Annotated in this window: 27 protein-coding genes; 15 read left to right on the top strand and 12 right to left on the bottom strand. The window is 35.5% G+C overall.

What is annotated here, in order from left to right:
- Positions 1–70: 70 nt before the first annotated feature.
- The 3 genes from AN957_RS16305 to vanR form a co-directional block, all read right to left on the bottom strand.
- Complete coding sequence (locus AN957_RS16305) at positions 71–1,018, bottom strand: D-alanyl-D-alanine carboxypeptidase family protein (RefSeq protein ID WP_053476506.1); 948 nt, start codon at positions 1,016–1,018, stop codon at positions 71–73.
- A 90-nt stretch (positions 1,019–1,108) separates the two neighbouring features.
- Positions 1,109–2,242 carry a vancomycin resistance histidine kinase VanS gene (vanS, locus tag AN957_RS16300; protein WP_231690130.1) on the bottom strand — a complete coding sequence of 378 codons (1,134 nt, stop codon included), beginning with the start codon at positions 2,240–2,242 and terminating at the stop codon, positions 1,109–1,111.
- Complete coding sequence (gene vanR / locus AN957_RS16295) at positions 2,226–2,921, bottom strand: VanR-ABDEGLN family response regulator transcription factor (RefSeq protein ID WP_056685195.1); 696 nt, start codon at positions 2,919–2,921, stop codon at positions 2,226–2,228. Before vanR ends, vanS begins: the two co-directional genes overlap by 17 nt.
- A 199-nt stretch (positions 2,922–3,120) precedes the next feature.
- Here vanR and AN957_RS16290 point away from each other — a divergent pair, with 199 nt between their 5' ends.
- The 5 genes from AN957_RS16290 to trhO all read left to right on the top strand — a co-directional run bounded on the left by AN957_RS16290 (position 3,121) and on the right by trhO (position 7,126).
- Positions 3,121–3,486, top strand: a complete 366-nt coding sequence (locus AN957_RS16290) for a cupin domain-containing protein (RefSeq protein ID WP_053476503.1) — start codon at positions 3,121–3,123, stop codon at positions 3,484–3,486.
- Between the two features lie 83 nt (positions 3,487–3,569).
- Complete coding sequence (locus AN957_RS16285; protein ID WP_056685193.1) at positions 3,570–3,962, top strand: hypothetical protein; 393 nt, start codon at positions 3,570–3,572, stop codon at positions 3,960–3,962.
- Positions 3,963–4,020: 58 nt separating this feature from the next.
- Entirely contained in the window at positions 4,021–4,584 is a 564-nt protein-coding gene (locus tag AN957_RS16280) for a hypothetical protein (protein WP_056685190.1), read from the top strand.
- A 550-nt stretch (positions 4,585–5,134) separates the two neighbouring features.
- Positions 5,135–6,052: a UDP-N-acetylmuramate dehydrogenase gene (gene murB, locus AN957_RS16275; protein WP_056685188.1), complete on the top strand. Its 918-nt coding sequence runs from the start codon at positions 5,135–5,137 to the stop codon at positions 6,050–6,052.
- A gap of 99 nt (positions 6,053–6,151) precedes the next feature.
- Positions 6,152–7,126, top strand: a complete 975-nt coding sequence (gene trhO, locus AN957_RS16270; protein WP_053476499.1) for an oxygen-dependent tRNA uridine(34) hydroxylase TrhO — start codon at positions 6,152–6,154, stop codon at positions 7,124–7,126.
- Between the two features lie 256 nt (positions 7,127–7,382).
- On the opposite strand, the gene AN957_RS16265 is transcribed toward trhO, so the two are convergent.
- The gene (locus tag AN957_RS16265; RefSeq protein ID WP_053476498.1) at positions 7,383–8,018 is read right to left on the bottom strand and encodes a helix-turn-helix transcriptional regulator; all 636 of its coding nucleotides are present in this window, start codon (positions 8,016–8,018) and stop codon (positions 7,383–7,385) included.
- A 220-nt stretch (positions 8,019–8,238) separates the two neighbouring features.
- On the opposite strand from AN957_RS16265, the gene AN957_RS28115 reads away from it, so the two are divergent.
- Complete coding sequence (locus tag AN957_RS28115) at positions 8,239–8,775, top strand: CueP family metal-binding protein (protein WP_172797647.1); 537 nt, start codon at positions 8,239–8,241, stop codon at positions 8,773–8,775.
- Positions 8,776–8,867: 92 nt separating this feature from the next.
- On the opposite strand, the gene AN957_RS27810 is transcribed toward AN957_RS28115, so the two are convergent.
- The 6 genes from AN957_RS27810 to AN957_RS16230 form a co-directional block, all read right to left on the bottom strand.
- Positions 8,868–9,017, bottom strand: coding sequence for a hypothetical protein (locus AN957_RS27810; protein ID WP_156319130.1), 150 nt, complete (start codon positions 9,015–9,017; stop codon positions 8,868–8,870).
- A gap of 76 nt (positions 9,018–9,093) precedes the next feature.
- Positions 9,094–10,266, bottom strand: coding sequence for a Ger(x)C family spore germination protein (locus AN957_RS16250; RefSeq protein ID WP_053476495.1), 1,173 nt, complete (start codon positions 10,264–10,266; stop codon positions 9,094–9,096).
- The gene (locus AN957_RS16245) at positions 10,263–11,723 is read right to left on the bottom strand and encodes a spore germination protein (protein WP_056685185.1); all 1,461 of its coding nucleotides are present in this window, start codon (positions 11,721–11,723) and stop codon (positions 10,263–10,265) included. Before AN957_RS16245 ends, AN957_RS16250 begins: the two co-directional genes overlap by 4 nt.
- Positions 11,720–12,802 carry an endospore germination permease gene (locus tag AN957_RS16240; RefSeq protein ID WP_053476493.1) on the bottom strand — a complete coding sequence of 361 codons (1,083 nt, stop codon included), beginning with the start codon at positions 12,800–12,802 and terminating at the stop codon, positions 11,720–11,722. Before AN957_RS16240 ends, AN957_RS16245 begins: the two co-directional genes overlap by 4 nt.
- Positions 12,803–13,175: 373 nt before the next feature.
- Positions 13,176–14,192 carry a DUF3231 family protein gene (locus AN957_RS16235; RefSeq protein WP_053476492.1) on the bottom strand — a complete coding sequence of 339 codons (1,017 nt, stop codon included), beginning with the start codon at positions 14,190–14,192 and terminating at the stop codon, positions 13,176–13,178.
- A 143-nt stretch (positions 14,193–14,335) separates the two neighbouring features.
- The gene (locus AN957_RS16230; RefSeq protein WP_053476491.1) at positions 14,336–14,677 is read right to left on the bottom strand and encodes a cupin domain-containing protein; all 342 of its coding nucleotides are present in this window, start codon (positions 14,675–14,677) and stop codon (positions 14,336–14,338) included.
- Between the two features lie 208 nt (positions 14,678–14,885).
- Between AN957_RS16230 and AN957_RS16225 the strand changes: the two genes are divergently transcribed.
- The 3 genes from AN957_RS16225 to AN957_RS16215 are packed head-to-tail and all read left to right on the top strand — an operon-like array spanning position 14,886 to position 16,224.
- Positions 14,886–15,086, top strand: a complete 201-nt coding sequence (locus AN957_RS16225; RefSeq protein ID WP_053476490.1) for a DUF1657 domain-containing protein — start codon at positions 14,886–14,888, stop codon at positions 15,084–15,086.
- Between the two features lie 56 nt (positions 15,087–15,142).
- Positions 15,143–15,349 (top strand): DUF1657 domain-containing protein, encoded by a 207-nt coding sequence (locus AN957_RS16220; RefSeq protein WP_053476489.1) that lies wholly within the window; start codon positions 15,143–15,145, stop codon positions 15,347–15,349.
- A 14-nt stretch (positions 15,350–15,363) separates the two neighbouring features.
- Complete coding sequence (locus AN957_RS16215; RefSeq protein WP_053476488.1) at positions 15,364–16,224, top strand: DUF421 domain-containing protein; 861 nt, start codon at positions 15,364–15,366, stop codon at positions 16,222–16,224.
- A 221-nt stretch (positions 16,225–16,445) separates the two neighbouring features.
- Here AN957_RS16215 and AN957_RS16210 read toward each other — a convergent pair whose 3' ends face one another.
- Positions 16,446–16,961 (bottom strand): hypothetical protein, encoded by a 516-nt coding sequence (locus tag AN957_RS16210; protein WP_056685182.1) that lies wholly within the window; start codon positions 16,959–16,961, stop codon positions 16,446–16,448.
- A gap of 305 nt (positions 16,962–17,266) precedes the next feature.
- Here AN957_RS16210 and AN957_RS16205 point away from each other — a divergent pair, with 305 nt between their 5' ends.
- The 3 genes from AN957_RS16205 to AN957_RS16195 all read left to right on the top strand — a co-directional run bounded on the left by AN957_RS16205 (position 17,267) and on the right by AN957_RS16195 (position 21,662).
- Positions 17,267–18,520 carry a coiled-coil domain-containing protein gene (locus AN957_RS16205; RefSeq protein ID WP_053476486.1) on the top strand — a complete coding sequence of 418 codons (1,254 nt, stop codon included), beginning with the start codon at positions 17,267–17,269 and terminating at the stop codon, positions 18,518–18,520.
- A 165-nt stretch (positions 18,521–18,685) separates the two neighbouring features.
- Positions 18,686–20,863: a malate synthase G gene (locus AN957_RS16200; protein WP_056685179.1), complete on the top strand. Its 2,178-nt coding sequence runs from the start codon at positions 18,686–18,688 to the stop codon at positions 20,861–20,863.
- 31 nt (positions 20,864–20,894) lie between these two features.
- On the top strand, positions 20,895–21,662 hold the full coding sequence (locus tag AN957_RS16195; RefSeq protein ID WP_053477560.1) for an IclR family transcriptional regulator: 768 nt from the start codon (positions 20,895–20,897) through the stop codon (positions 21,660–21,662).
- A 170-nt stretch (positions 21,663–21,832) separates the two neighbouring features.
- Here the strand turns inward: AN957_RS16195 and AN957_RS16190 are convergent, their stop codons facing one another.
- Entirely contained in the window at positions 21,833–22,687 is an 855-nt protein-coding gene (locus AN957_RS16190; protein WP_053476484.1) for a glycerophosphodiester phosphodiesterase, read from the bottom strand.
- A gap of 150 nt (positions 22,688–22,837) precedes the next feature.
- Here AN957_RS16190 and AN957_RS16185 point away from each other — a divergent pair, with 150 nt between their 5' ends.
- The 3 genes from AN957_RS16185 to AN957_RS16175 are packed head-to-tail and all read left to right on the top strand — an operon-like array spanning position 22,838 to position 25,691.
- Positions 22,838–23,971 (top strand): ABC transporter ATP-binding protein, encoded by a 1,134-nt coding sequence (locus AN957_RS16185; protein WP_056685177.1) that lies wholly within the window; start codon positions 22,838–22,840, stop codon positions 23,969–23,971.
- Complete coding sequence (locus tag AN957_RS16180) at positions 23,968–24,882, top strand: carbohydrate ABC transporter permease (RefSeq protein WP_053476483.1); 915 nt, start codon at positions 23,968–23,970, stop codon at positions 24,880–24,882. The genes AN957_RS16185 and AN957_RS16180 overlap by 4 nt, the downstream gene beginning before the upstream one ends.
- Positions 24,879–25,691, top strand: a complete 813-nt coding sequence (locus AN957_RS16175) for a carbohydrate ABC transporter permease (protein ID WP_056685174.1) — start codon at positions 24,879–24,881, stop codon at positions 25,689–25,691. Before AN957_RS16180 ends, AN957_RS16175 begins: the two co-directional genes overlap by 4 nt.
- Positions 25,692–25,704: the final 13 nt, after the last annotated feature.

The following is a 25,704-nucleotide window of genomic DNA, read 5'->3' as shown; positions in this document are numbered from 1 at the left end:
TGTACCAAGTATAAAATATAAAAGGGAACCCCGTTTAAATAGTATGGGGTGCCCTAGTATAATAATAAGATTATAATTGTTTATATACTGCAATTGCATCTGTTATATTGTATTGTTCTGTCTGATGATCTCCATTTGCCCCTGCGGTAATAAGGAGATATTCCTGCCCATTAATTTCAGCGATGCTCGCCAGACATAGTCCAGCTTGCTCTGTATAGCCGGTTTTTCCGCCAATAATCTCCCCGCTCATTAAATTGGAGGACTCGATATTTTTAAACATACTGCTCTTAAACGTGATCCCATCTGGATGAAGATTTGATGGTGATGTAGAATACCTTTCTGCTGTAAAAATGGTTCGAAAGGTTTGATTTTTCAATGCATATTCCAGTAACATTGAAATATCCTTCACACTAGAATAATGATCTCTGTGATGAAGACCAGTAGCGTTTGTAAAATGAGTATCCTCCATCCCGAGCTGCTTTGCCTTCTCATTCATAAGATGAACAAACGCTGTTTCTGATCCAGCAATCTCATTCGCCAGTCCAATAGAAGCTTCGGCACCAGATGGAAGCATTGTTCCATAAAGCAGATCAATGGCAGCTACTTTTTCATTTGGGAGAAATCCTGCCATGGATGCATTAGCCGTGTAAAGGTCAGAAAACATGTTTTCAGGAAGGGAAATCCGCTTTTTTAAATCAGATATATTCTCAATTGCGACCAAGGCAGTCATAATTTTTGTGAGGGAGGCAGGGAAGATAATTTCTTTACTGTGTTTTTCCATCAAGATTGTTTGATCATTCAAATTTATTAAAATGGCATTTTGACTATGCAGATCACTATTTATTGTTTCATTGCTATCGAGTGTGGTATCACTTTCTGAAGGATATTCCGTCGTATAATGATTAAGCATGTCCTGTATCAGTCCATCAAACTTTTCATAAGGTATAAAAAAAATCGTTAAGACAATTAAAAAAGTAAAGATCCAAGCAGTACGATTTGTACGTTTTCTTTTTCTCATAAAAACAACTCCTTCTCATTGCTTCACTAATTAAAACATGAAAGAAGGAGTTAGTTTTTAATTTTCCATTATTGAAATCTTAAGATTTTCTTAAGAGTGGATCGGAATCGTAACCGTAAATACCGTTTTTTCATCAATACTTTCCGCAGAAATGCTCCCTCCATGAGCATGGACAATTTCTTTAGCAATAGCTAGCCCTAATCCAGCCCCACCTGTCTGAGTAGCACGTGAAGTATCTAGTCTATAGAATTTTTCAAAAATCATATCTAACTTTTGAGGAGGAATGATCTTCCCTTTATTGGTAAAAGTAATGATTGCCTGTTCATTCTTCCTAGTACCGCTAATTTCAATGATGCTATTCTCATAGCTATAGGCGATTGCATTTTTCAATATATTGTTAAATACCCTTGCTAATTTATTTGCATCAGCATCGATCTTAAGATCTTCCTCGACCTCCACAATTGCTTGCTTTCCGTTTGGGGCAAGTAAGGGATAGAATTCATCTGCCATTTGCATGAGCATATAGTTCAGATTGATTGTTTCTTTTTCAAGCAAAATCGATTGTAAATTGAATCTTGTAATATCGAAAAATTCATTGATCAAATGTTCTAAACGCGTTGCTTTTTCCAACGTAATTTTCAAATATTTCTCTTTTTGCTCCATTGGCATATCGGATGCCTCATCTAAAAGACTTAAATAGCCAATGACTGATGTCAATGGAGTTTTTATATCATGGGCTAAATAGACGACAAGATCATTTTTTCGCTGTTCTGCTTCCTTTGCATCCATTGCACGCTTTTCAAGTTTACTTTTGACGGTATTCAGCTTTTTTTCCATAAAATCCAATTCCGCAGGAAGTTGAATTTCGGCTTCTGATTCCTCAGTTAGCCTATCAACTCCTTCACTAATTTTATTAAAATAGCGTGTAAATCGAGAGAGTGCCAGGTAAAAAATAACAAGCAGCAATAGTATGAACCCAATCGCAAGCCACAATGGTTTATTCAGTTGAAATATAGATGAGTAAATATTTTGTGCAGTATAGAAATCGAGCTGAAGCACCTTTTCACAAAAGTTAATAAACATATTGGCAAAAGGAGCCTGCAAGACACCATCAATTAAAGCAAAGTAAATAAAATAACCGACAATGATCGTTAAGAGTAAAATTAAAGTAATCTGAAGAATGATTTTCCTTTTTAATTTGCTAAATTCATTTTTCAATCGTATACCCCACTCCCCAGACCGTTTTTATATATTTGGGATTTTCAGCGGAATCAGTCATTTTTTCACGTATATGTCTAATATGAACCATGACCGTATTATTGCTGCTAAAATATTTTTCACCCCATACTTCCTTGAATAATTCCTCTGAACTAACAACACGACCTCGATTTAGGCATAGAAACCAAAGAATGGAGAATTCTGTCGGTGTCAGCGATAAGGTTTTTTCGTTTAATTGGCACTTCCTCGTATTTTGATCAAGGACTAAACCTGAGATGGTGATGATATGTTCATTTTCTTCTGTATCCTGCTGATTATACTTTGTAAATCTCCGAAGCTGAGCTTTTACACGGGCAATCAGCTCCAAAGGACGAAAGGGTTTTGTTAAATAATCATCCGCACCTAATGTTAAGCCAGTAATTTTATCGATTTCTTCATCCTTGGCGGTTAGCATTATAATAGGGAAATGGAATTTTTCTCTGATTTTCTGACAAATGGCAAATCCATCTATTTCCGGCAACATCACATCAAGAATGGCAAGGTCCAGTTTTTCCGTGTTAATGCAATTAAGAGCTTCCTTAGCAGTATAAAACTTAAAAACAGTATAATTTTCATTTTTTAAATAAACTTCGACTAAATCTGCAATTTCCTTTTCATCATCAACGACTAAAATATTTATACTCATTTCTATGGTTCCTCCAAAAATTTCTTCCCTTCATTCATACTTTAACAGCTTTTCGCTTGGATTCAACTATTTGGACAAGTTGATACAATTGTAAAAATAAATAAGCCAAAAAAGAGGAATGTATTCTGAAATAACGAATCTAGTAATTTAAATACAAGAAGCATTTGCTAACTTTTCTAAATTATAGGAGGGCGATTTTATGAAGATCTATTCTTTTAATAAAGATAATGGAAAAGAAATCAGAAAGTTCAATTCTGATTTTAAAATGTCACGTATCATTCAAACAAAAGCAGAAGCACATATCGGATGCATGCACTTAGGTGAAAATGGAGTTATTGGGTTTCACCAAGCGCTTGTACCCCAGCTTCTTTTAATTGTTAGTGGTGAAGGCTACGTACGTGGGGAAATAAAAGAGTATGTAAAGGTACATCCCGGAGAGGCAGTTTTTTGGGAGAAAGGCGAGTGGCATGAAACAAAAACAGATGCAGGGTTAACGGCAATTGTTATAGAAAGTGAAGAATTATGTCCATTGGATTTTATGCCATTGAAGAATACGAATAAGTAGGTATTTTAATGAAAAGGGTGCATATTATATCGTTATTTTTATTGATTTTCATTATGTTCGGATGTACAAGTGAGGCTAAAATAGTGAATCCCCAAAATGATAAGAGTGATACGGAGCAATCTAACAAAAATATTACTTATTTTGGAGAAGGGGAAGAATGGTTCAGTACGTATACAATATCAAGAGTAAGAACTTCAGTCTTTGAATCCTTATACATTCAGTATATTACAGATCGAACAGCTTCAGTTGAAGAACAAGGAACACATGGAATTGGGGAAATTGAGTATTCACTCAAGATTGGGGATTCATCTAGTTTGGAAAGCAGCTTTCCTCAGCCCTTAAAGGGAGTCCGTAATTTTCATACAGCAACTGAAATAAATGCAGAATTAGTTAATGGGGATTTTCCAGAAACGATTAAATTAACAATTATGTGGGATGAAAAAAAAGAAATGATCGAGTTAGTAAAGCAAGATTAATAATTTTTTCTAAGATGAAAGCAACGATATAACAATTCACATATAAAGGCAGTTGAAAATGAAAAAATTTTTTTACTTTATTTTTGGAGGGTATATTGTTCTATACGTGTTAATTTATTTTGGTTACAGTATTTACATCCATTCACTTCATCCTACATTTAGTGGTTTAAGTGTATCAGCCATTCTTATGCCAGTGGGCCTATTAATTTTATTATTACTAGTTTTATGGAAGTATACGGATATAAGGCATCATAGGGAGGGGAGATTTGCTTGTTTGATCGTTACAACCCTATGCTTTGTACTCCTTATCTATTGTTTTACTGTTATAGGTAGGAATGAAAACAAAGCAAATTTTTCTTCCGAACGTTGGCTGGCTAAATCTGATGAGCGAGTATATATGGTTGATGATCTGCTGAGTAGAACTAAATTAATCGGGCTGTCAAAAGAAGAGGTCATCACGTTATTGGGAAAACCTGATGATACAGAGTATTTTACAGATGATAACAATATTGTCTATTACCTTGGAAATGAGAGGGGATTTATTAGTATAGATAGTGAATGGCTGGTTATTTGGTTTGATGTTGACGAAACGGTGTTTAAATATGAAATTCAGACAGATTAGTAAAATGTAAAAATAACTTGTTGTTAAAATATTTTAAGTTACTCAAATTTCTGAGTAACTTTTTTAAATCTTGAATTCAAGATATTCTGCTTGATCGATTTTAAGTTGAGGATTAAAGTGAAATGAAAGATAGCCATGTAGATGGAAACGATATGTGAGATCGTATGATGGATCTGGTCAACAAAGATTCATGACATAAATTGACTTTGGTAGCATGCAAAAAAATAAAATGGTGAAAAAAATTGAGCTGATTGCTGCAGAGATCCTCCCAGCAATCCAAGAGGAGAAACAATTACTGGCATTGTAATCGTAGAAATTTGTGATGGGAGTTAAATAAATGAATTGATTATAACGAATAAATAATTACTTTTTCGAAAGGATGAAAAAATTAGGATAGTATGGTATAGTAGCAAGGAGTTTTTATACATTTTGGTATAAAAACTTAATAATGTTCTATCAGGGGTAGTCATTTGATCGAACACATTTCTAGGATAGATATCATTAAATATAGGGGAATAGGATATCTATTTAGGATTGAAGGAGAAAAATGATGAGTGAATATCAGCTTTTTATGAACAGTATATCGGATGAGGTAATGGAGGAAAATATTAAATTATTGGAGCCGATTAAACATCATACGTTTACAAAACTTGGTGGAGAGGCAGATCTTTTTATTACGCCATCTAGTTTATCTGAAATAAAGACAGTCTTGAAGCAGGCAAAAAAGTTCAAAATTCCTGTCACAATACTTGGAAGTGGTTCTAACGTCATCGTGAGAGATGGCGGCATTCGTGGAATTACTTTATGTCTTTCAAAGTTTAATCATATAAGTATAAAAAATGATGTTATAACAGCTCAAAGCGGAGCTGCCATTATTGCTGTCTCTAGCTTTGCATTAGAACATGAATTGACTGGTTTAGAGTTCGCATGTGGAATTCCAGGTAGTGTTGGCGGAGCATTATATATGAATGCTGGTGCATATGGAGGACAAATTTCAGATGTACTTGATAAAGCTACGGCTTTGACAAGGGATGGTGAAATTTTAACTTTATCAAAAGAAGAATTGCAACTAAACTATCGTAAAAGCATTTTCATGAATAGGGACTATGTTATTTTAGAAGCTGTATTTCAGCTGAAAAAGGGTGATCCCAAATGGATCAAACAAAAGATGCATGAATTCACCACTGCCAGAAAATCAAAACAGCCGCTGGAATATCCGTCTTGTGGGAGTGTTTTTAAGCGACCACCTGGACACTTTGCCGGGAAATTAATTCAAGATAGCAAGCTTCAAGGTACCAGAGTTGGCGGAGCAGAGGTATCGACAAAACATGCTGGCTTTATCGTTAATATTGATCAGGCTACCTCAAAAGACTATATTGATTTAATTAATGTAATTAAAGAGACAGTTAAGAAAAATTTTGATATTGATTTAGAAACAGAAGTAATTATTATAGGTGAAGAATTATAGAAATAGTAAAATTGTAAGAATAGCAATAAGGTATGTTTGATCCTACCTAAATGCATTAATATCTTGCAAATATTAATAATGATAGGTGGTAGTTTTAAAATGTCAGAACAAAATAAACCGTTTAGAGTCCTTTTGTATTATCTGTATGTTCCTATTGAAAATCCTGAAGAGTTTGCAAGTGACCATTTGAAATTGTGTAAAGAGCTTGAACTAAAGGGCAGAATTCTTGTCGCTGAAGAAGGGATAAATGGAACGGTTTCCGGTACATTCGAACAAACCGAACGTTACATGGAGACAATGAAAGCAGATACTCGATTTGCAGAAATTGTTTTTAAAATAGATGAAGCTGAACACCATGCTTTTAAAAAGATGCATGTACGTCCAAGAAAAGAGCTTGTTACTCTTCGTTTAGAGGATGACATTAATCCGAAAGAGGTAACTGGTCAATATTTAAGCCCGAAAGAATTTTATGAAGCGATGCAGGATGAGAATACAGTAGTGATTGACGCTAGAAATGATTATGAATATGATTTAGGTCATTTTAGAGGTGCAGTAAGACCAGACATTAAGGCATTCCGCGAATTACCTCAATGGATAAAGGAAAATAAAGAGGAGTTTGCTGATAAAAAAATCCTAACTTACTGCACTGGCGGCATCCGCTGTGAAAAGTTCTCCGGCTGGCTAGTAAAAGAAGGATTCCAAGATGTAGGCCAGCTGCATGGGGGTATTGTGACGTACGGAAAAGATTCTGAGGTTCAAGGGGAACTTTGGGATGGACAATGTTATGTATTTGATGAGCGAATTAGCGTTCCGATTAATCAGAAAGAACATGTTATTGTTGGGAAAGATTACTTTTCGGGAGAACCAAGTGAGCGCTACGTAAACTGTGCTAATCCTGAGTGCAACAAACAAATTATTTGTTCCGAAGAAAATGAGCACAAATATTTACGCGGATGTACACATGAATGTCGGGTTCACCCACGAAACCGTTATGTGAAAGAACATGAATTAAGGGATGAAGAGGTTTCTGAGAGATTGAAGTTAATAGAAGAAAATATGGTAGAAGTTAGATGAGAACCCCTGAATTTGTGTATCATGAATAATAGTTTGTCAATTTCCCGATAAGATTTGATGTCATATCTTATCGGGGAATTTTTATTTTTCATGCAGTTTTACAGTATCAAGATTATGATCATGTGCCCATGAAAGTTAAAAGAGAGAAAAAAAGGTAACAAGAGAAGGCAGCATGTGCCCGACAAAGGTCAAAAAAGCGAGATCACGGTAACAAGAAAATAAAAAATGCTAACGATAAAGGTTCGTTAGCATTTTTCTATTTCAAGTCAGTATCCTTCATTAAAAATCTACAGTGCTCATCATTATCAGCTTTACAGGTTAATCTTTTTACATTGCTGGTTCCTAAGACTTCCTTAAACATTTCAGTTTCACAAGAACAAGCTTTTTTATACTCTTTTGCTACAGTAAAGATAGGACAGTTATATTCTACTAATTCATATGTCTCGTTATCTATTTTTGTTACATCTGCCATATATCCCTTTTTTATTTGAATATTTTTAAGCTCTTCTATCTTTTCTTCGAAGTTCTTATTTTGCATGTTTTGTAAGTAACTATTTTTAAGTCGTTCACTTCTTTTTTCTAGTAGATAATCAATCATTCCTTCTCCATGTAATTCTTTTAGATCATGGAGAAATTCAACGGTTAAATTTTCATAACTTTTTGGGAATAGCTCTTCTGCTTTTAGAGATAATGAATAAACCAGGATGGGTCTTCCCATTGGTTGTCTAACCTCATTTATGACAAGGAATGAATCTCGTTCTAGAATATGTAAATGTTTTCGGATAGCCATTTCTGTAATTCCTAAAGACGTCGAAAGTTCACCAACAGTTAAATTAGTCTCTTTTTTTAATAATTCAAGTATTTTATCTCTCGTAGAGACCTTAGATACCAATGACAGTCACCGTCCCTATTTTTGACTAATAAGCATTAAATAGTATATATAACATCCTTAATAAATAAAAAAAAGTAAAAATGATATAATGGAACTAGAATGTTTATTTTATCATATTTTTGACAAAGAAAATACACATGTTCAGCTAAATCAAATGCATAAAATCTGCATATTTTTTTGGTATAGTAAGCATTGATTGTGAAAGGAGGATAAATCGTAGATGAAAAGATTAATTCTTGGTATTACTTTATTGGTTTCCATTGTGTTAGCTGCTTGCAGCGGCGGAGACACGAAGGAAGAAGCCTCTCCAAAAAAAGAGAAGACAGAAGACATTAAGGAACTGGTGCAAGATTACAGTGTCGGCAACATAAAAGATCAGACCGCTTCAATTACATCAAAGCAACTAATTGTAACCGACAGTGATGAGAGTCAGTTAACCTATGACTTACCTGAGGGTGAATTTTTCGTATCAATCGCCCCTTACGTGAATGAAACTCATCCATGAACGAATCATAGCTTGACAGGTTGTCAAGGTGAAATGGTGAATGAAGAGTTTGACGTATACATTGAAGATACAGAAGGCAACGTAATTGTAGACGAAACAATGAAATCTCAAGCAAATGGATTTATTGATTTTTGGTTACCGCGAGATAAAAAATATCGTATAACGATCTCTAAAGATGGAAAAACGGTGGAGTCAGAGCTTTCTACTTATGAAAATGACGCCACATGTATAACAACCATGCAATTAACATAACAGAAAGAAACCATTTTGATTTCCTTTGATTCAAAATGGTTTCTTTTGTTTGTCTAAAACTATGGCCCTGTGAAAGATGCTCTAAGGAGAAACTATTGGCGTCTTTTATCAGTAGACTGCTGAATGGATACATCTTTTGGACGTTTTGGATAGGAAGCCTTTCCGTTATCGTCAGGTCCAGTAAGATCATTTCTTTGATCCAAAACTCTTCCTGTATATTCAATAGGTTGTTTGTCTGGCATTTATTATCTACTCCATACTCAATTTAGTGTTTAATGACAACACTTGAGTTATTATTATTTAACATTCGTCTCTAAACTAATCATGTATTACTATTTTTTGTTTTTTAAAGGAACCTGAATGCTGAAGTGAAATATAAGCTTTGAAATCATTAATAATATCTTCCTCAAGAAATGGCTCATTGTTTTTTTTCATTTGTTTCCATTCTCTATTGTGTTTTCGATATAATTGATGTTCTATGTTTAAAAAATCTATATTTTTGTCTAAACCCAATTGATAAAAATCCTTTATTTGAGTAATTATGTTGTCTTTAACAAGATTTTGCATATGTTTTACGTTTAAAACGTTATTTTTTAGTCTATTGCTGATATATCCATTAGCAAAAAAAACTACATCATATTTATATTTTCCATTTACATTAATGGGTATGATTTTTACATATTTTTCTTCAAAAACTGCAAGAAATTCAGGTTTTTCTTTACTTGGAACTAAAATTGGAACCCGTTTTGATTCTGATGCAATCCAGCGAATGCCTTTAATATCATTTAATTCGAAAAAACCCTTATACTCTTTATTATTAAGAAAAAAGGCTCCATTTATTGCTAGTTTCGGCTCGACCCCTTTATTTTTTTTCCACTGTTTCTTGTTGATTGTTAATGTAGGAATATATGTTGTTTGGACGGGTTCCAATAGCTCCCTAGCAAATTTATTTAATTTAATGGGTCTAATCCATGAACTTTGTTCATATGAGCTCTGCGGGCTATGCAATATTGTATTCAATGAGGATTGATTAAAAAAGCCATTGGTAGATAATATATTATCAATCGGTTCCAACGTCCCAAAAACCCAAGGTGTAGATCTAAATTCATAATATCTTGTTAAGCCATCATAAATATTTTCTATCCCTTTATTTAAGGCTGATTCACTAAGAACAATAGCTGTTACATGCGCCCAAATAATTCGTTCTTGAGAAGTTCGGTAGGCCTTGAAAAATGCATCAATGAACGTTTCTCCAATTGTTTCTGATATATATACCTGAGGAGGAACATTTGTGCCATCTTCTAATTTTGCTACGGAACTTAAACCTAACATTTGAATATAAATATGGAATTTGTCATCTTTAAAGTCTACCCCTATTGCTGTTCCAAAATTTAGATTTTGAACTTCATTAATATCATTGTTACATCCTGAAATTAATAATAATGAAGGAAGTAAGAAGAGGATTCGTAATTTAAATAACATGTTTTTCATCCTTTTCCCCTTTTCTGCAACATTTTCGCGGTGAAATTTCTCCGCTTAAAAGGGTTAACTAGTAACGCTGATAACATTTCTTTGATGTTTAAGGAAGATATTGGTTCAAGATAGGCTATTTTAAATGATTCAAGCCGGGATATGTAAACAAGGATACTTAGGGCACTAATAAATAGCCCATAAATCCCTAAGAATATACAAATTGACATAACAAAGATTCTTAGGATACTCACAGTACCTACCAAAGATTGATTAACCAGCGTGTAGTTAGCAACTGCAGTCATTGCAATAATTACTATCATAGTTGGAGATGCGAGACCTGCTCGAATAGCTGCATCCCCGATGATTAATCCCCCAACAATTGAAATGGTTTGTCCAACTACTGTAGGCATACGAATGCCTGCCTCTCTAAGAAACTCAAATAAGCCTAGAATAATAAATGCCTCTAAGGCGATTGGGAAAGGTAACCCTGCTCTTGATACTACAACAGTTGATAAAAGGGAAAATGGGAGTTGATCCATATTAACAGAAGCTAAAGAAATCCAAAAACCTGGAAGAAATATGGCGATTGCTAATCCTAATATTCTTAAAATACGTTGAAATGCAACGATATAAAAAGGAAAATGGACATCTTCTGGTGATTTAACAAGCTCAAAAATATTTATTGGCCCAATGAGCGCTAAGGGGGATCCATTTACAATGATGATGAATCTTCCACGCAATAGGCATTCGATTGCAAAATCTGGTCGAGTAATGTAATCGAGTAATGGGAATAAAGAATATGTACGATCTGAAATCCATTGCTCTAATTGCCCACTGCTTGTCACACTTTCTGTTTGAAAATTTTCTAAGCGAGTTCTTACTTCATTTATTATATCGATATTTATTTTGTTTTTTAGGTAAAGTAGTGCAACCTGGGTTTGACTTAAGGACCCTATTTCGAAAGATTCACAGTATAAATCAATTGTCTTTATTCTTTTTCGTATAAGTGAAATATTCACATGAAGTTCTTCAGTAAAACCATCTTTTGGCCCCTTGATTGATACTTCTGTATTGGATTCTTCAGGTGTTCTTTGCGGAAGCTTTGAAAGATCAACTCCATAAAAATATTGCTTGCCTTCTTTGTACAAAATCAAAAAACCAGAAAATGTCTTTTTAATCATTTCTTCTGTATTGCCAATTTGAATGATTGGAGGTAAATCTCCATAGTGAGATCGGTTTATAAGATTATTTTCATTCTTAATATGCAGAAGAAGATTATTAAAAATCTCATTAAGCTGAACAGTATCAATCATTCCAGTACAATAAAACAACTGAATATCGATATCAGTATTAATTGGAATAAAATGGATATCAGAATAGTGGCACATCATCCCTTTTAGCTCTTCACCAGTTAATTTTCCCATTTTAAGTGAATGATTTATAGTGGTTATACTATGTGTTTTGTCGAAATTCATGTGCTTATTATTCCTTTCCGTAAAGGTAAAAAACTGATGATAAACAGGAATAATGATATGAAGAAAGCTAATATAACAGAACTTGAATAAAAATATTTTCCTACCATATGTTGAACCCACATATCACTAATTGGAAAAATGGTAACACTCGCTAATATAATTGAGAAAAAGATAAATATAAGACTTTTTGTCTTTTTTGAATTAGTTTCAATAACATCTGATACTAAAAATAAACATAAAGATATTCTGATGATCGCTCCACTTAATAATTGAAATACAGCTAAAAAATCAACATGTGAAATGTGTTGGCCAAGCGTGATTAGCCTCCATTGTTCAAATGCTGGAAATCGCATATCAGCAGCAATGCTCGGTCCGAATGCAGCAAGTGATCCTAGTGTGGGACCAAGAACGAGTCCGAGCAAAATAGAAATTAGAATAAATATATATATAAAGGAGTACGATTTATTTAAATGATGCTGAAGAAGTAGTAGAACTAGTAGGTCAACACTTCCTCCTAATATAGTAATAGTCCCCTTCATAATAGGATTATATCCATTTATTAATACAGGGAAAATATATGAATAATCTTTAGCGTCCATTGTGAAAAAAGCAACAAAATGCCCCAAAAGCCAGACAAGGGGCAATAATACTGTAGATATATATACGATTGATTTCAACCCGCTATAAGCTGTCCAAACACAAAGGAGTAGGAAGGGCAGCATGACTAACCAACTAGGTGAGAGTGGAAGGAAATATATTTGAACGGTTTGAATTAAATCATAAAAGGATATTACACCTACAGATACAATATATAACATTAATAATGTGAGGATGAATTTTGAGAGTTGTTTTCCAGATCTTGCTTGTAGCCAATAATAAAGTTTCTGTCTTTGTGAATTTTTTGAAATAATACGATAGATTAAATATCCCCAGCAAAGCAAGATAAAATATGCAAAAAAGACACAAACCCATGAATCCCGTTTTGCACTGCTTAATAAATGAGGCAGAATAAGTACATGGTTTGAAATTCCAATGAATAAGATTAATACAAAAAATAGCTGAAGTCTGGAAAACTGCATATATGCACCACCAATATTTCATTATATTATGGTAGTATTTGTGATTTTATCGTTTTTATGTAAATAAAAAATATAAATAGGCAAGCATACGAACATGCCTGCCTAATATTTACACAAAAGCGGAAAAGAGCGATACGAAAAGAATATTCATGCTTAATTGTAAGAAGGCATTCTTAGCAATTCATCTAATTTCCAATTTATTTTTTTCATTAAGAATGCACTTTTTATAAACAACGTTAAAAAAGCAGAAAGTAAGCGGAAAAGAATATTCAAGATGTATCCCTCCACATTTAAATTTAGTGTTAGTAGTTAACACTAGTTTTATTATTAATCGGTGAAACCAAATTTATTCAGGTGAGAAAAATCATCCTATTCATTTTTTATTTTTTCCTTTTATTATTTGAGGTCGATCCTCCATTTGCGGTGGTTCTTCTAGCCAGCCATTTTTTATCATAATTTTAATGCCATCATTTGCATAAAAGAAGATATCTTTGGCAAATAATGAAGTTTTCAAGATGACATCATTTCTTAAACTAAATACTGCTCCGAAACTTCCGCCGACAATTCCAAAACTATTAAGAAGGTATACGCAAAACATCATAAGTTTTTGAGAAAATGGAGCTATTGTTGAGGGTGTTACAATGCTTCCAGAATTTGCAGAAAACTGAACATCGCTTTCAAGAAGTATTTGTTCAAATTCTTTTATTTGTTTCTTTGCCAGCTCCTTCCCCTTTACAAAGAATTGTTTCACTTCCTCATCATCTGCACATTGTGCAAAACCAGTAATAAGCTGCATGCCAATATTATTTGTTTCAATCCCATGATGAAGATATCCTAATTCAATGTCATTTAATGATCGCTTGTCGCCAAATAGTTTAAAACCCTTTAAATAGCTCTTGCTTTTTATAAACTCTGTTGATTTGGGCATTGTTACATTTGGAGGAAGCGTGAGTATTCCTCTTTCAAGCAAATACAAAGTAGATAGTTTATAAATTTTTTGGGTAACAGCAGTTAGTCCTTCATATATAGCCATTACATCATCACGGTACGCCATATTCAGGTTTATTGTGTACATCCCCATGCTTATTTCCTTTAATATTCGAATAAACATGATATCAAACCCATTGTCAAATAATTTCGGTGCTTCTAAGTTGACATCTTCATTTGTAAACCCTTTGGGAATCACAGCTCCTTCATTTTTAAAAATTTTCTCTATTTTTTGGACATATAAATGAAGCTCCTGCCATAATCCGCCCATAATATTAATAGCTTGCTGGTCATCAGCTTTCGCAATGAAGTACTCTAAAACTCTTAGAATGAGGGTTTTTTCTTGGTATGTAAGCCATAGCGCTCCAAGCTCCGATGAACTTAAAGGATTTTCATTATTCATGAGTTAATCACTCCACAAACTTTTTTAATTAAATTATGTTCTTTAAAGCTATGAATTATTCTATTAATCCAAATTACGATTTCGTCTCTCTAAATTAATAAAAAAGACTGGAGAGAATCTCCAGCCCTTCTAAAACCATATCATTAAATATTCTGTACATACCTTTCATCGGGAATCTTATTTAACATAACATACAAAGTTGTATTTACATTTCCATTGTTTAAAAAGGCAAATTCCTCTTCGCCTCCAGCTAAAATGACATCTTTTTCATTTACCTCTGCAGGGACCCCATCAATTGTTAAGGTACCGCTTCCTTGAAGCACCATTAAATAAACGCTCGTTCCAGGATGCTTATGTGCAGGAAGCTGTTGTCCAGGCATAAAGTTTAGTACAAACACGGTACTTTCTTCTTCACGAAAAAGAATTCGTTTTGTAAATTGTTTATCATTGAATTCTTGAGCAGCGGCAATTGATTTTTTCTCCATTATAATTAACCTCCATATTAGAGAGCATATTGTACATATTAATGATAATTAATCTCAATTAAGGGAGGAGTGATGATTATCACATTGATCGGAATTGAAACAAGTTTTTCATTGCTTTTTATTTTTTCCAGAAAGTAGCTTTCATATTGTGGAGGAAAAAAGAAATAATATCTCTGTAAGATATATCTAAAAGAAAGAAGGAAATGAAATGACTGTAGGAACGAATATTAAGCAAACAATAGCAGGGTTAAAAAGTGCACAAGCAAGCTTTGAAACGTTCGCATTAGCGACGGATAATAAAGCAGCAAAGCAGTTATACCAAGATGCAGCTCAACAGACTCAGGCGATTATTGACAATGTTCAACCACGTCTGCAGCAAATTCAGCAAGAAGAGCCGCAATATAAATAATAGCTTGAATGGTTGGCTTCTTGCCAACCTTTTCATCATTTTAAAGAGGTGGAAGGATGACAACAATTTCAAATGTGAATCAATGTGTAGCAACTATTCGTTCGATCGAAGCACAGCTTTCAAGTTTAGCATTGAATTCACAAGAAGTAACAGTCCAAAGGACTTTCCATGACATGATGAATATCATGAATGAAATTAAGAAAGATCTCCAATACCGGGTGAATGAAATGGTGTTAGAGGAACCACAATATAAACAAACATAAGGTGAGGTGAGAATATGTCGGATTGGAGCCATATTATTGTTCGTTCAATTTTATTTATGATCGTTTTATTTTTCTTTACAAAAATATTAGGGAAAAAACAAATTTCGGAAATCTCCTTTTTTGAATATATTTCTGGTATTACGATAGGAAGTATAGCAGGGGAAGTTATTATGGGACTGGAAAGTAATATGGCTCATGGGATTCTTGCCATTTTCTTATTCGGAAGCATAACATATTTAGTCGATTTTCTTTCCTTAAAAAGCAATTCATTCCGTGATTTTGTCGAAGGAAAAAGCACGATTTTTATTAAAGATGGAAAGATCATGGAGGATAATTTAAAGAAAGAAAAATATTCTACGGATGAGCTGGGAAGCCTACTAAGACAAAAGAATGTCTTTAATGTAGCTGACGTTGAATTTGCTGTCTTAGAACCGACAGGCGATTTAAGTGTACTATTGAAAAGGGAAAACAGATCTTTAACAGCAAAAGACTTAAATATAAAGGTGCCAAATGAAAAAGCACCTCAGATGATCATTAGAGATGGAGAAATTGTTTATGATGCACTTGCTGCGGTGGGGAAGAGTAGAAAATGGCTAGATCTTGAATTAGAAAAGCTCAATGTGACATTAGATAATGTCTTTTATGGACAAGTTGACTCGTATGGAGAACTGACTGTTGATTTATTCGATGATAAAATCCAAGTGCCGACTCCGCAAACAAGACCATTATTAATGGCAATGATGAAAAAATGTCAGGCGGATTTGGAAATTTTCAGCCTTGAAACCGAATCCGAAGATGCAAAAAAAATGTATGAGAAAAATGCTAAAAAACTTAACGAGGCCATTAAAATATTGGGACCATATTTAAGTAACTAAGAAAACCCCCAGCTAAAAAGCTAGGGGCTCATAGAAGGAGAGTTACAAAACTAAGGATTTTTTGGCCACCGACCGGTCCATTGCCATAGTTGGTCATCGGTTACGGGTAATAAAGTAAATGGTTATTAGTCATTGGTTTGCCTTCACCATAATACTGTACTTGAAAGGTACATAGATCTTCTCCTTCTATGCCTTGAAGCGGAATCTCACCACTTCAAGGTTTAGAAATATCTTTCACTGTCAAAATCCAATTCAACCGTATAATTTTTCGCATTAATTAAATTGGACAGCCTGTTTGCCTGACGATCCATATCAAGTGCTTTCTTGCGATAGTCTTCAGGGTCAAAAAGTGCCACTTTAATCATTGATCCTGAGTCACCGAGAGGATAGAGAAATTCTTCCTTTAATGCAGAACCGAACTCTTTGTATTTGCGTGCTCTGGCCCGGAGCTGTGAAGCAAGTTCAATTGCTTCGACTATAGGAAGAGACTCCTTGTTAAATTGTATTTCATAATCGATATTTGCTCTATACATTAATCGATCGAGCAGTCGAAAGTCCAGTCGAACCTGTTCCATTTCTCCTTCTACATCCTTCAATTGACGTGACTGTTTTGGCAATTGGCTTCCTTTTTCTATTTCGATAAAGGAAACACGGTCCATTTCCTCCTCTAATTCATGAATTCTCTTTGATAATACACTTTTTAGTTTAACAGCCTCTGCAAGCGAGATTTTTGTCATATGAAATCTCCTTTACTATAGTCATAGGGGTACAATAATAACAACTTGATTATATTACCAATAATTCACTAGTATTTCCAGCCAAAATACATATTAAAACTATTTTACAATTTTTTGGAACTGAATGAAATATTCTTGTAATATTAATAACATCTTCCTGTCAAATTACGATGATATAATTCATCATGGAAGTGGAAGAAATAGATATTTTGTCAAAATAAATCGAAATAACAAGAAAAAATACATATCATTTGAAAATTATACATATAAAACCAACTAGAGTATATCGGAAGGCAGGCAAAATAATGAAAAAGCAACTAGTAATCTTAAATACGACATTAATGCTTGGATTAGGAGGAGCGTTTGCAATTCCGTCTGTAAAAGCTGATTCCTTAAATACACAAAAATCATCGATTCAAAAACAGCGACAAGGCATTCAATCTAGCCTCTCAAAGGCAGATCAGGAATTAACTTCAGTCCTTGAAGAACTAGCAAAACTAGATACCCAATTAAAAAGAATTGATCAAGCTATTCTTGATAATACTCAATTAATAAAGAAAACAGAAACAGACATTACTAGTACGAATGCAGAAATCGAAGAACTCAATAAAGAAAAAGCTGTCATTCAAGAAAGAATTGACAAGCGAAGCGTTATTTTAAAACAACGTGCAGTTTCTTACCAGGAAAATGGAAGCTCACCGATTGGCTATGTTGAGGTCCTTCTAGGATCAACTAGCTTTGGTGACTTTGTTGAAAGAGTCGGTGCTGTAACAAAAATCGTGCAGGCAGACCAAGATATTTTAGCTGAGCATGAAGCAGATAAAAAAGTTTTAGAAGAAAATCAAGCAAAAATAGAAAAGAAGTTAAGTGAACTCCAAGAAATGAAAACAGAGCTTGAAGGTATGCAAGTGTTAATGAATGAGCAAAAGGCACAAAATGATGCATTAAAGAAAGACCTTGAAGCAAAGGAAAAAGAAATCGCTGTACTTAAAGAAAGCTTACAGTACAAAGATAGTGAGCTTGCGGCTAGAGAAGCAGAAATCAGACATAGAATTGCGAGCCAGTTCACACCAAAAAGTGTTACTGTAAGTTCAAATTCAAGTTCAAATTCAAGTTCAAATTCAAATTCATCTTCGAATGAAAGCAGTTCTTCCAATATTGTTCCTTCTGCAAGTGGTGACTTAAGTACAATCATTTCAGCTGGATATAAATATATCGGGAATTCCGTGTATGTTTTTGGTGCGGGAAGAACAGCCTCAGATATTGCGAATGGAAGATTTGACTGTTCAGGTTTTGTTTCATGGGCGTTCTCCCAAGGCGGAATCAATCTTCCTGCAAGTACTTCATCATTAAGATATTCAGGATCGAAAATATCACCTAGTGATTTAAAACCAGGAGATTTAGTATTCTTTGACACATATAAAAAAGATGGACACGTAGGCATCTATATTGGTGGAGGAAGATTCATTGGTTCTCAAACCTCTACAGGTGTTGCTGTTGCCAGTATGACAAGCGGGTATTGGAAAGACCATTTTAACGGACATACTCGTCGTATATAAGAAAGTATAAGACCACGGATGCAAACTGCACCTGTGGTTTTTTTATTTTGCTGATTTTTTAGAAAATTATTGAAACAATTCCTGAACCTATGCTATTCTTTTTTTAACGATAGAATGGAACACTGTTTCGTAATAGCAAACAAAAAAATAAAGGAGGCAAAAATAATGACAAATTATCAAGGGGTTGGAAATTTACAAGTCGCAGTCGAGTTATACGATTTTATTAATTCTGAAGCACTGCCTGGATCGAGTGTGGAACAGGAGAAGTTTTGGCAAGGATTTGGAGCAATGGTGAAGGAGCTTTCCCCTCTAAATAAACAGCTCCTTACTGAACGAGGAGAGCTTCAAAACAAAATTAATGCATGGCATCGAGAGAACAGAGTCTTTGATTTTGCGAGATATAAAACCTTTCTAGAGGAGATCGGTTATCTTGAGGATGAAGGAGAAGATTTTGAAATAACAACAGATGCAGTTGATGAGGAAGTTGCTATTCAGGCAGGTCCGCAGCTAGTAGTGCCTGTAAATGATCATCGCTATGCACTTAATGCAGCTAATGCTCGTTGGGGCAGTTTGTATGATGCGCTATACGGAACGGATGTCATAAGTGAGGAGAATGGTGCCAATCGCAGTGGAGGATACAATCCAGTTCGAGGAGCAAAGGTCATTGCCTTTGCTCGTGCATTTCTTGATCAAACCGTCCCATTACTTGATGGATCACATAAGGATGTGGTGCAATATAAGATTATGGATGGGCGATTCCTAGCACTATTGAACAATGGGAATGAAAGTAAATTAATTAGCGACGAAAAATTCGCAGGCTATCAAGGGGATACGCATAATCCTTCAGCTATATTATTAAAAAATAACGGATTACATTTCGAAATACAATTGGACCGCAATCACCCGATCGGTAGAACAGATGATGCAGGTGTGAAAGATATTCTTCTTGAAGCGGCATTGTCAACGATTATGGATTGTGAGGATTCTGTTGCAGCTGTTGATGCGGAGGATAAAGTCCAAGTGTATCGCAGCTGGCTAGGTTTAATGAAGGGGGACCTGACTGCAACTTTTACCAAAGATCATAAAACTGTTATAAGAAAGTTAAATCCTGACCGCAATTATACTTCACCGAAGGGCCAAACTTTCGCTTTGCATGGGCGGTCATTAATGTTTGTTCGCAATGTTGGTCATTTAATGACAAATCCCTCTATTTTAGACGATAATGGGGAGGAAGTGTACGAAGGAATTCTTGATGCGGTTGTTACAAGCTTAATTGCAAAGCATTCACTAATTGGTAATGGGCAATTTCAAAACTCAAAAAAGGGTTCTGTCTATATTGTTAAACCAAAAATGCATGGTTCAAAAGAGGTCGCTTTTGCAAATGAATTATTTAATCGAGTAGAAGATTTACTCGGTTTAGAAAGAAGCACGCTTAAGATTGGAGTAATGGATGAAGAGCGCAGAACCTCCCTTAACTTAAAAGCTTGTATACGCGAAGTAAAGGATCGAGTAGCCTTCATCAATACAGGCTTTCTTGACCGTACTGGGGATGAAATGCATACATCAATGGAAGCTGGGCCAATGATTCGTAAAAATGAGATGAAGTCATCGATTTGGCTGCATGCCTATGAAAAGTCAAATGTGAATAATGGGCTTGCAACAGGGTTTCAAGGTCGTGCCCAAATTGGTAAAGGAATGTGGGCAATGCCTGACTTAATGGCAGAAATGATTAAGCAAAAGGTGATGCATGTAAAATCAGGAGCAAATACGGCTTGGGTGCCATCCCCAACAGCTGCCACCCTGCATGCCCTCCATTACCATCAAGTCGATGTTAAAAAAGTACAAAACGAATTATTACTTGAATTGACAAGCTTACGGGATGAAATCTTGCAAATTCCAGTTGCTGCTAATCGAAACTGGGGAGATGAGGAGGTACAGGCAGAACTGGATAATAATGCACAAGGAATACTTGGCTATGTTGTCCGCTGGGTTGAACAAGGAATTGGCTGTTCCAAAGTACCTGATATAAATAATATTGGTCTAATGGAGGACCGTGCCACATTAAGAATTTCCAGCCAGCATGTAGCTAACTGGCTCCATCATGGGGTATGTACGAAGAAACAAGTGGAAGAAACTTTAAAGCGAATGGCTAAAGTTGTAGATAAACAAAATAATGGGGATCCGATGTATCGTCCAATGGCTCCAAATTATGAGGAGTCTGTTGCCTTCCAAGCAGCATGCGAATTGATATTCTCCGGGTATGAACAGCCAAGCGGTTATACAGAGCCGATCCTGCATCGTAGCAGACTGGAAGCTAAGGGGAAGTTTGCGATCAAGCAGTAATCAGGCGTTATCAATCAGGAGTTGAGGAATGTTGGATAGAGAAAATATGGTGAAATCTGTTAGTCGGGCACTTGATATTATTAACCTTGTCAGCATGAAAAAAGGCGGGCTTGGAGTAACAGAGATTGCTAATCAGATGGATATTAACAAAAGCTCCGTATACAGAATCCTTTCCACACTCGTTCAATATGGGTATATTGAACAGGATAAAGGCACGGAACGGTATAAATTAGGCTATCAATTTTTAGAAGTGAGCTCAAGACTGTTAGAATCACTTGATTTACGGATAGAGGCGAAGCCATTTTTACAAGAGCTTGAAAAAGAGACAAACGAAGTCATTCATCTCGTAGTATATGATCAAGGAGAAGTCGTATATATCGAGAAGCTAGATGGAAATGAAGCATTGCGAATGCACTCCAAGGTTGGAAAAAGAGCGCCGATGCATTGTACGTCTGTGGGTAAAGCTATTCTTGCCCATCTGCCGTCAGAAATTGTTCAGGAAATAATAGAAAGAAAGGGTCTGCCAGTTCACACAGATAAGACCATTACCGATATAAATGTTTTTATTGAGGAACTTAAAGAGGTGAAGAGGAAAGGATTCGCTCTTGACTTGGAGGAAAATGAATATGGGATTACATGTATTGCAGTTCCGATTCTTGATCATTTAGGAAAAGTTGCCGCTGCTGTCAGCATTTCAGGACCGACGATTAGAATGACTGAGGCGAGGCTAATAGAGCTTGAGCCTCGAATGATTGAAATTGGCAAGCTAATATCAGCAAGGCTTGGGTTTATAAATTAAGAAAAGTCCGAAACACATTTAATATGGTGTTTCGGACTTTTTTTGATGAAAATCCTGCTGATTTTAATGAAATTCGGTCATTATTTAACAAACCACATTTTAATCTTGTTTGAAAAAAAAAATTTTGCAAATTTTATATTATTCTTGCGAACACCATGTAAGATACTAGATTATTTTTTCCATTCCTTTGAAAGTGAATCTGTTAAATCTGTAAATACCCCGGTAATACCCCATTTGATTAACTGATCCAAGTCTTGTTTTGAATTGACCGTATAGGGATGAACAAGCAATCCCGCTCTTCTAGCCTTTTTAATATATGCTCTATCAACCATTTGATAATTGGGGCCAATGCCAACTGCATATTGTTTCCATTTTTTGATTTCTGCTTCCGTTAATTTTGCAGGCTTTTGATATGAGAGAAGCTGGATTAAAGGAATCTTTGGCTCGGCTTTATGGATTCGTTTAAGGCTTTTTTCGCTAAAGGACTGAATAATCACCTTTGCCCCATCTATAAGATCATAGCTCCGAAGTAATCTGATGAGTTTTTCCTCCATTTCTGGATATTTATCAGGTGACTTGGTCTCGATATAATAGTTTGTCTCTTTCCCGAAATGGGCAAAAATTTCTTCTAAAGTCGGAACGGTTAAATATTCATATTTAGAGTCAGCATATAATGGGAATTTTTTATTGAACCATGAACCTGCATTAAGTCTCTTTAACTCCTCTAGTGAATGAGATTCTACGCTTCCAATTCCGTTTGTTGTTCGATCTACCGTCTGATCATGCATGGCAACAAGGACGCCATCCTTTGACATTTGCAAATCAATTTCAATATAATCAGCACCTAGTTCTTGCGCTAACTGATAGGATACGAGTGTATGTTCAGGAGCATAGGTTGAGGCCCCGCGATGACCTATGATAATAAAAGAATCTGAAATAATAGATGGATCGGGTGTCTCTGGCTTCGTGCATCCCCCAATGAAAAATAGGGTAAAACCCCATATTAATAGTGTTTTTTTCTTCATCTTTATCTCCTTATTTTTAATAGGATGAAAGACTCCTTGTATAGGCAATTTTGATATTGTTAGCATATTTAAGTTTTTTTCTAATTAGAATAAAAGGAGAGAAATTTTTTCCAATCTTAAAGCTCCCAAAAGGCATGGAGGGATGAATAGTTGAAAAGAGTAGAGCTAATGAATGTTTCAAAGACTTACGATAAAAAAACAGAGGTCATTTCTAATATTAATGTAATGATAGAACCAGGTGAATTTTTCGTACTAGTTGGTCCTTCAGGCTGTGGGAAAAGCACAATGCTGCGGATGATTGCAGGTTTGGAGGAAATAACAGGAGGGATCTTGCGAATAGGTGAAAAGGAAGCCAATCACTTACCTCCCAGTAAAAGAGATATATCAATGGTCTTTCAAAACTATGCGCTTTATCCACATTTAAGTGTTATGGAAAATATCGTTTTTGGTCTGCATGTGAAGAAAATACCAAAGCTAGAACGAAAGACTCGATGTAAGGATGTCGCGGCCATGCTTGGCTTAAGTGAGTATTTAAACCGAAAGCCTCGTGAGCTTTCAGGTGGACAGCGCCAGCGGGTGGCCCTCGCTCGAGCAATTGTGAATGAAGCGCCTATTTGTTTAATGGACGAACCTCTATCCAACTTAGATGCAAAACTGCGAGCACATATGCGATCGGAAATTAGACAAATTCAAAGACGCCTCGGGATTACGATGATTTATGTTACCCATGATCAAGTGGAGGCAATGACGATGGGGGATCGAATAATGATTCTTCACGATGGCAAGATTCAGCAGGTCGGTAAGCCGATTGATATTTATAATCATCCTGCAAATCCGTTTGTTGCAACGTTTATTGGCTCCCCGCCGATGAATATTGCTGAAGGCGTAATGAAAAGATTGCAATCTGAAATACTGGTTGGCGATGAATGTGAAATTAAAATTCCGGTCGAAGATAGCAGGCTTTTACAAACGGAGCAGGTTCTCGTAGGCATAAGGCCAGAGCATATAAAGGTAGCATCAAAAGAGACGAGCCATGAGAATCGTATGGTAGTAGAAGCGATCAATGTAGAAATCCTCGGCAATGAAACGATCTTTTCGTTTAAAATTGGCAGTCACGAATGGATGGCTAAATGGAATGGCCAATGGCACTTACACATTGGTGATCAAATACCGATTCAAATGGATTATGAATCACTATGTTTATTTGATCGTAAAACAAATGAGCGGATAAAATCAGCAACAGATATTGAAAATAATATCCTCGATAAAGAGGTGTTTTTATGAAAGGCAGCAGTAGTCTTCATGCAAAACAAAGCATCTGGAAAAAATCATTAAATGCTCGAACCGCACTGCTTTATTTGTTCCCTTCGATTTTGCTGTTTTCTGTGTTTGTTTTTTATCCGATGTTTCGGACAATCTATTTAAGTTTCTTCTTAACCGATCAGCATGGGAGTGCGGCTCTGTTTGTCGGGCTTGAAAACTATGCCTACTTATTGGAATCGCAAGCTTTTCGCAATAGTATAAAGGCGACAGTATTATTTGTTTTATATACAGTTCCTGCAGGCGTTATTCTTGCTTTATTCCTGGCGCTTATTGCAAATGAAAAACTGAAAGGCATCGGCTTTTTTCGAACAATTTATTCCTCTTCGATGGGGATCTCAGTTGCTGCTTCATCTGTTGTCTGGCTTTTTCTTTTCCATCCAAGCGTTGGTATGTTTAACCGTCTATTAACTCTCGTGCATTTGCCAGAGGTTCAATGGCTGCTGGACCCGGATTGGGCATTGTTGTCCGTCTCGATTTCTACAATTTGGCTGAATACAGGATTTTCATTCCTGATTCTTTTGGGCGGCCTGCAAAACATTGATGGGTATTTATATGAAAGTGCGAAAATTGATGGGGCAGGCTATTGGTATCAGCTCCGTAGAATAACAATCCCGATGCTGTCGCCGACTTTGTTTTTTATTATTACTATTTCATTAATTAATGCTTTTCAATCATTTGGACAAATTGATATTTTGACAAAAGGCGGTCCCTCGCAGGCTACAAATTTAATCGTCTATTCCATTTATCGGGAGGCGTTTGTAAACTATCAGTTTGGTACAGCAAGTGCTCAGGCAGTCTTTTTATTTTTGTGCATACTTATTGTTACGATTTTACAATTTAAGTTTGGCGAAAGGAAGGTGCATTATCAATGAGCTTTCCAAGAAAAGTCGTTTTCTACTTCCTGCTGTTATTCTCAGCCTTCCTGCTCTTTTTCCCTGTTCTGTACGCTTTCATGATTTCCTTTATGACAGGTGGGGAAATCATGCAAGGCAAGTTCTTTCCACAAACATTCACTTTAGATAATTATTTCAGAGTATTTGAACGTTTGCCATTGATGAAATATTTAATGAATAGTTTTGTTGTTTCAACCGGGGTAATGATGGGGCAGTTAATCGTTTGCAGTATGGCCGCCTATGTATTCGTATTCATTCCCTTTAAGGGAAGGGATTTAGTCTTCTTCCTATTCATATCAACGATGATGATCCCTTGGGAAGCAACAATGATCCCGAATTTTTTTACAATCCAAAAATTGGACTGGACAAACACGTACCAAGGATTGACTGTCCCATTTTTCGCACTGGCATTCGGTACATTTCTGTTGAGGCAGCATTTTAAAACGATTCCGAAAGAATTATTTGAAGCCTCGCAAATTGCAGGTTTAAGTCGGTTTGCTTTCTTTTGGCGGGTGATACTTCCAGTTTCAAAAACAAGTCTGGTCACTTTAGGTGCCTACGGATTTTTAACGACTTGGAATATGTATTTGTGGCCTTTATTAGTTACAAACAACGATCAAGTTCGAACAGTCCAGATTGGACTGAAGCAGCTCCAGTCCCAAGAGGTCGCAACCGAATGGGGGGTGGTCATGGCTGGAGTAATTGTTGTTATTATCCCAACATTGCTGCTGTTGTTTATCGGTCAAAAGCAATTGCAAAAAGGATTAACCCAAGGGGCATTAAAGTAAATTAGGGGGCGTT

The sequence above is a fragment of the Cytobacillus solani genome (assembly GCF_001420595.1).
GTDB lineage: Bacteria > Bacillota > Bacilli > Bacillales > Cytobacillaceae > Cytobacillus > Cytobacillus solani.
This window is presented reverse-complemented; position numbering and strand designations above follow the sequence as displayed.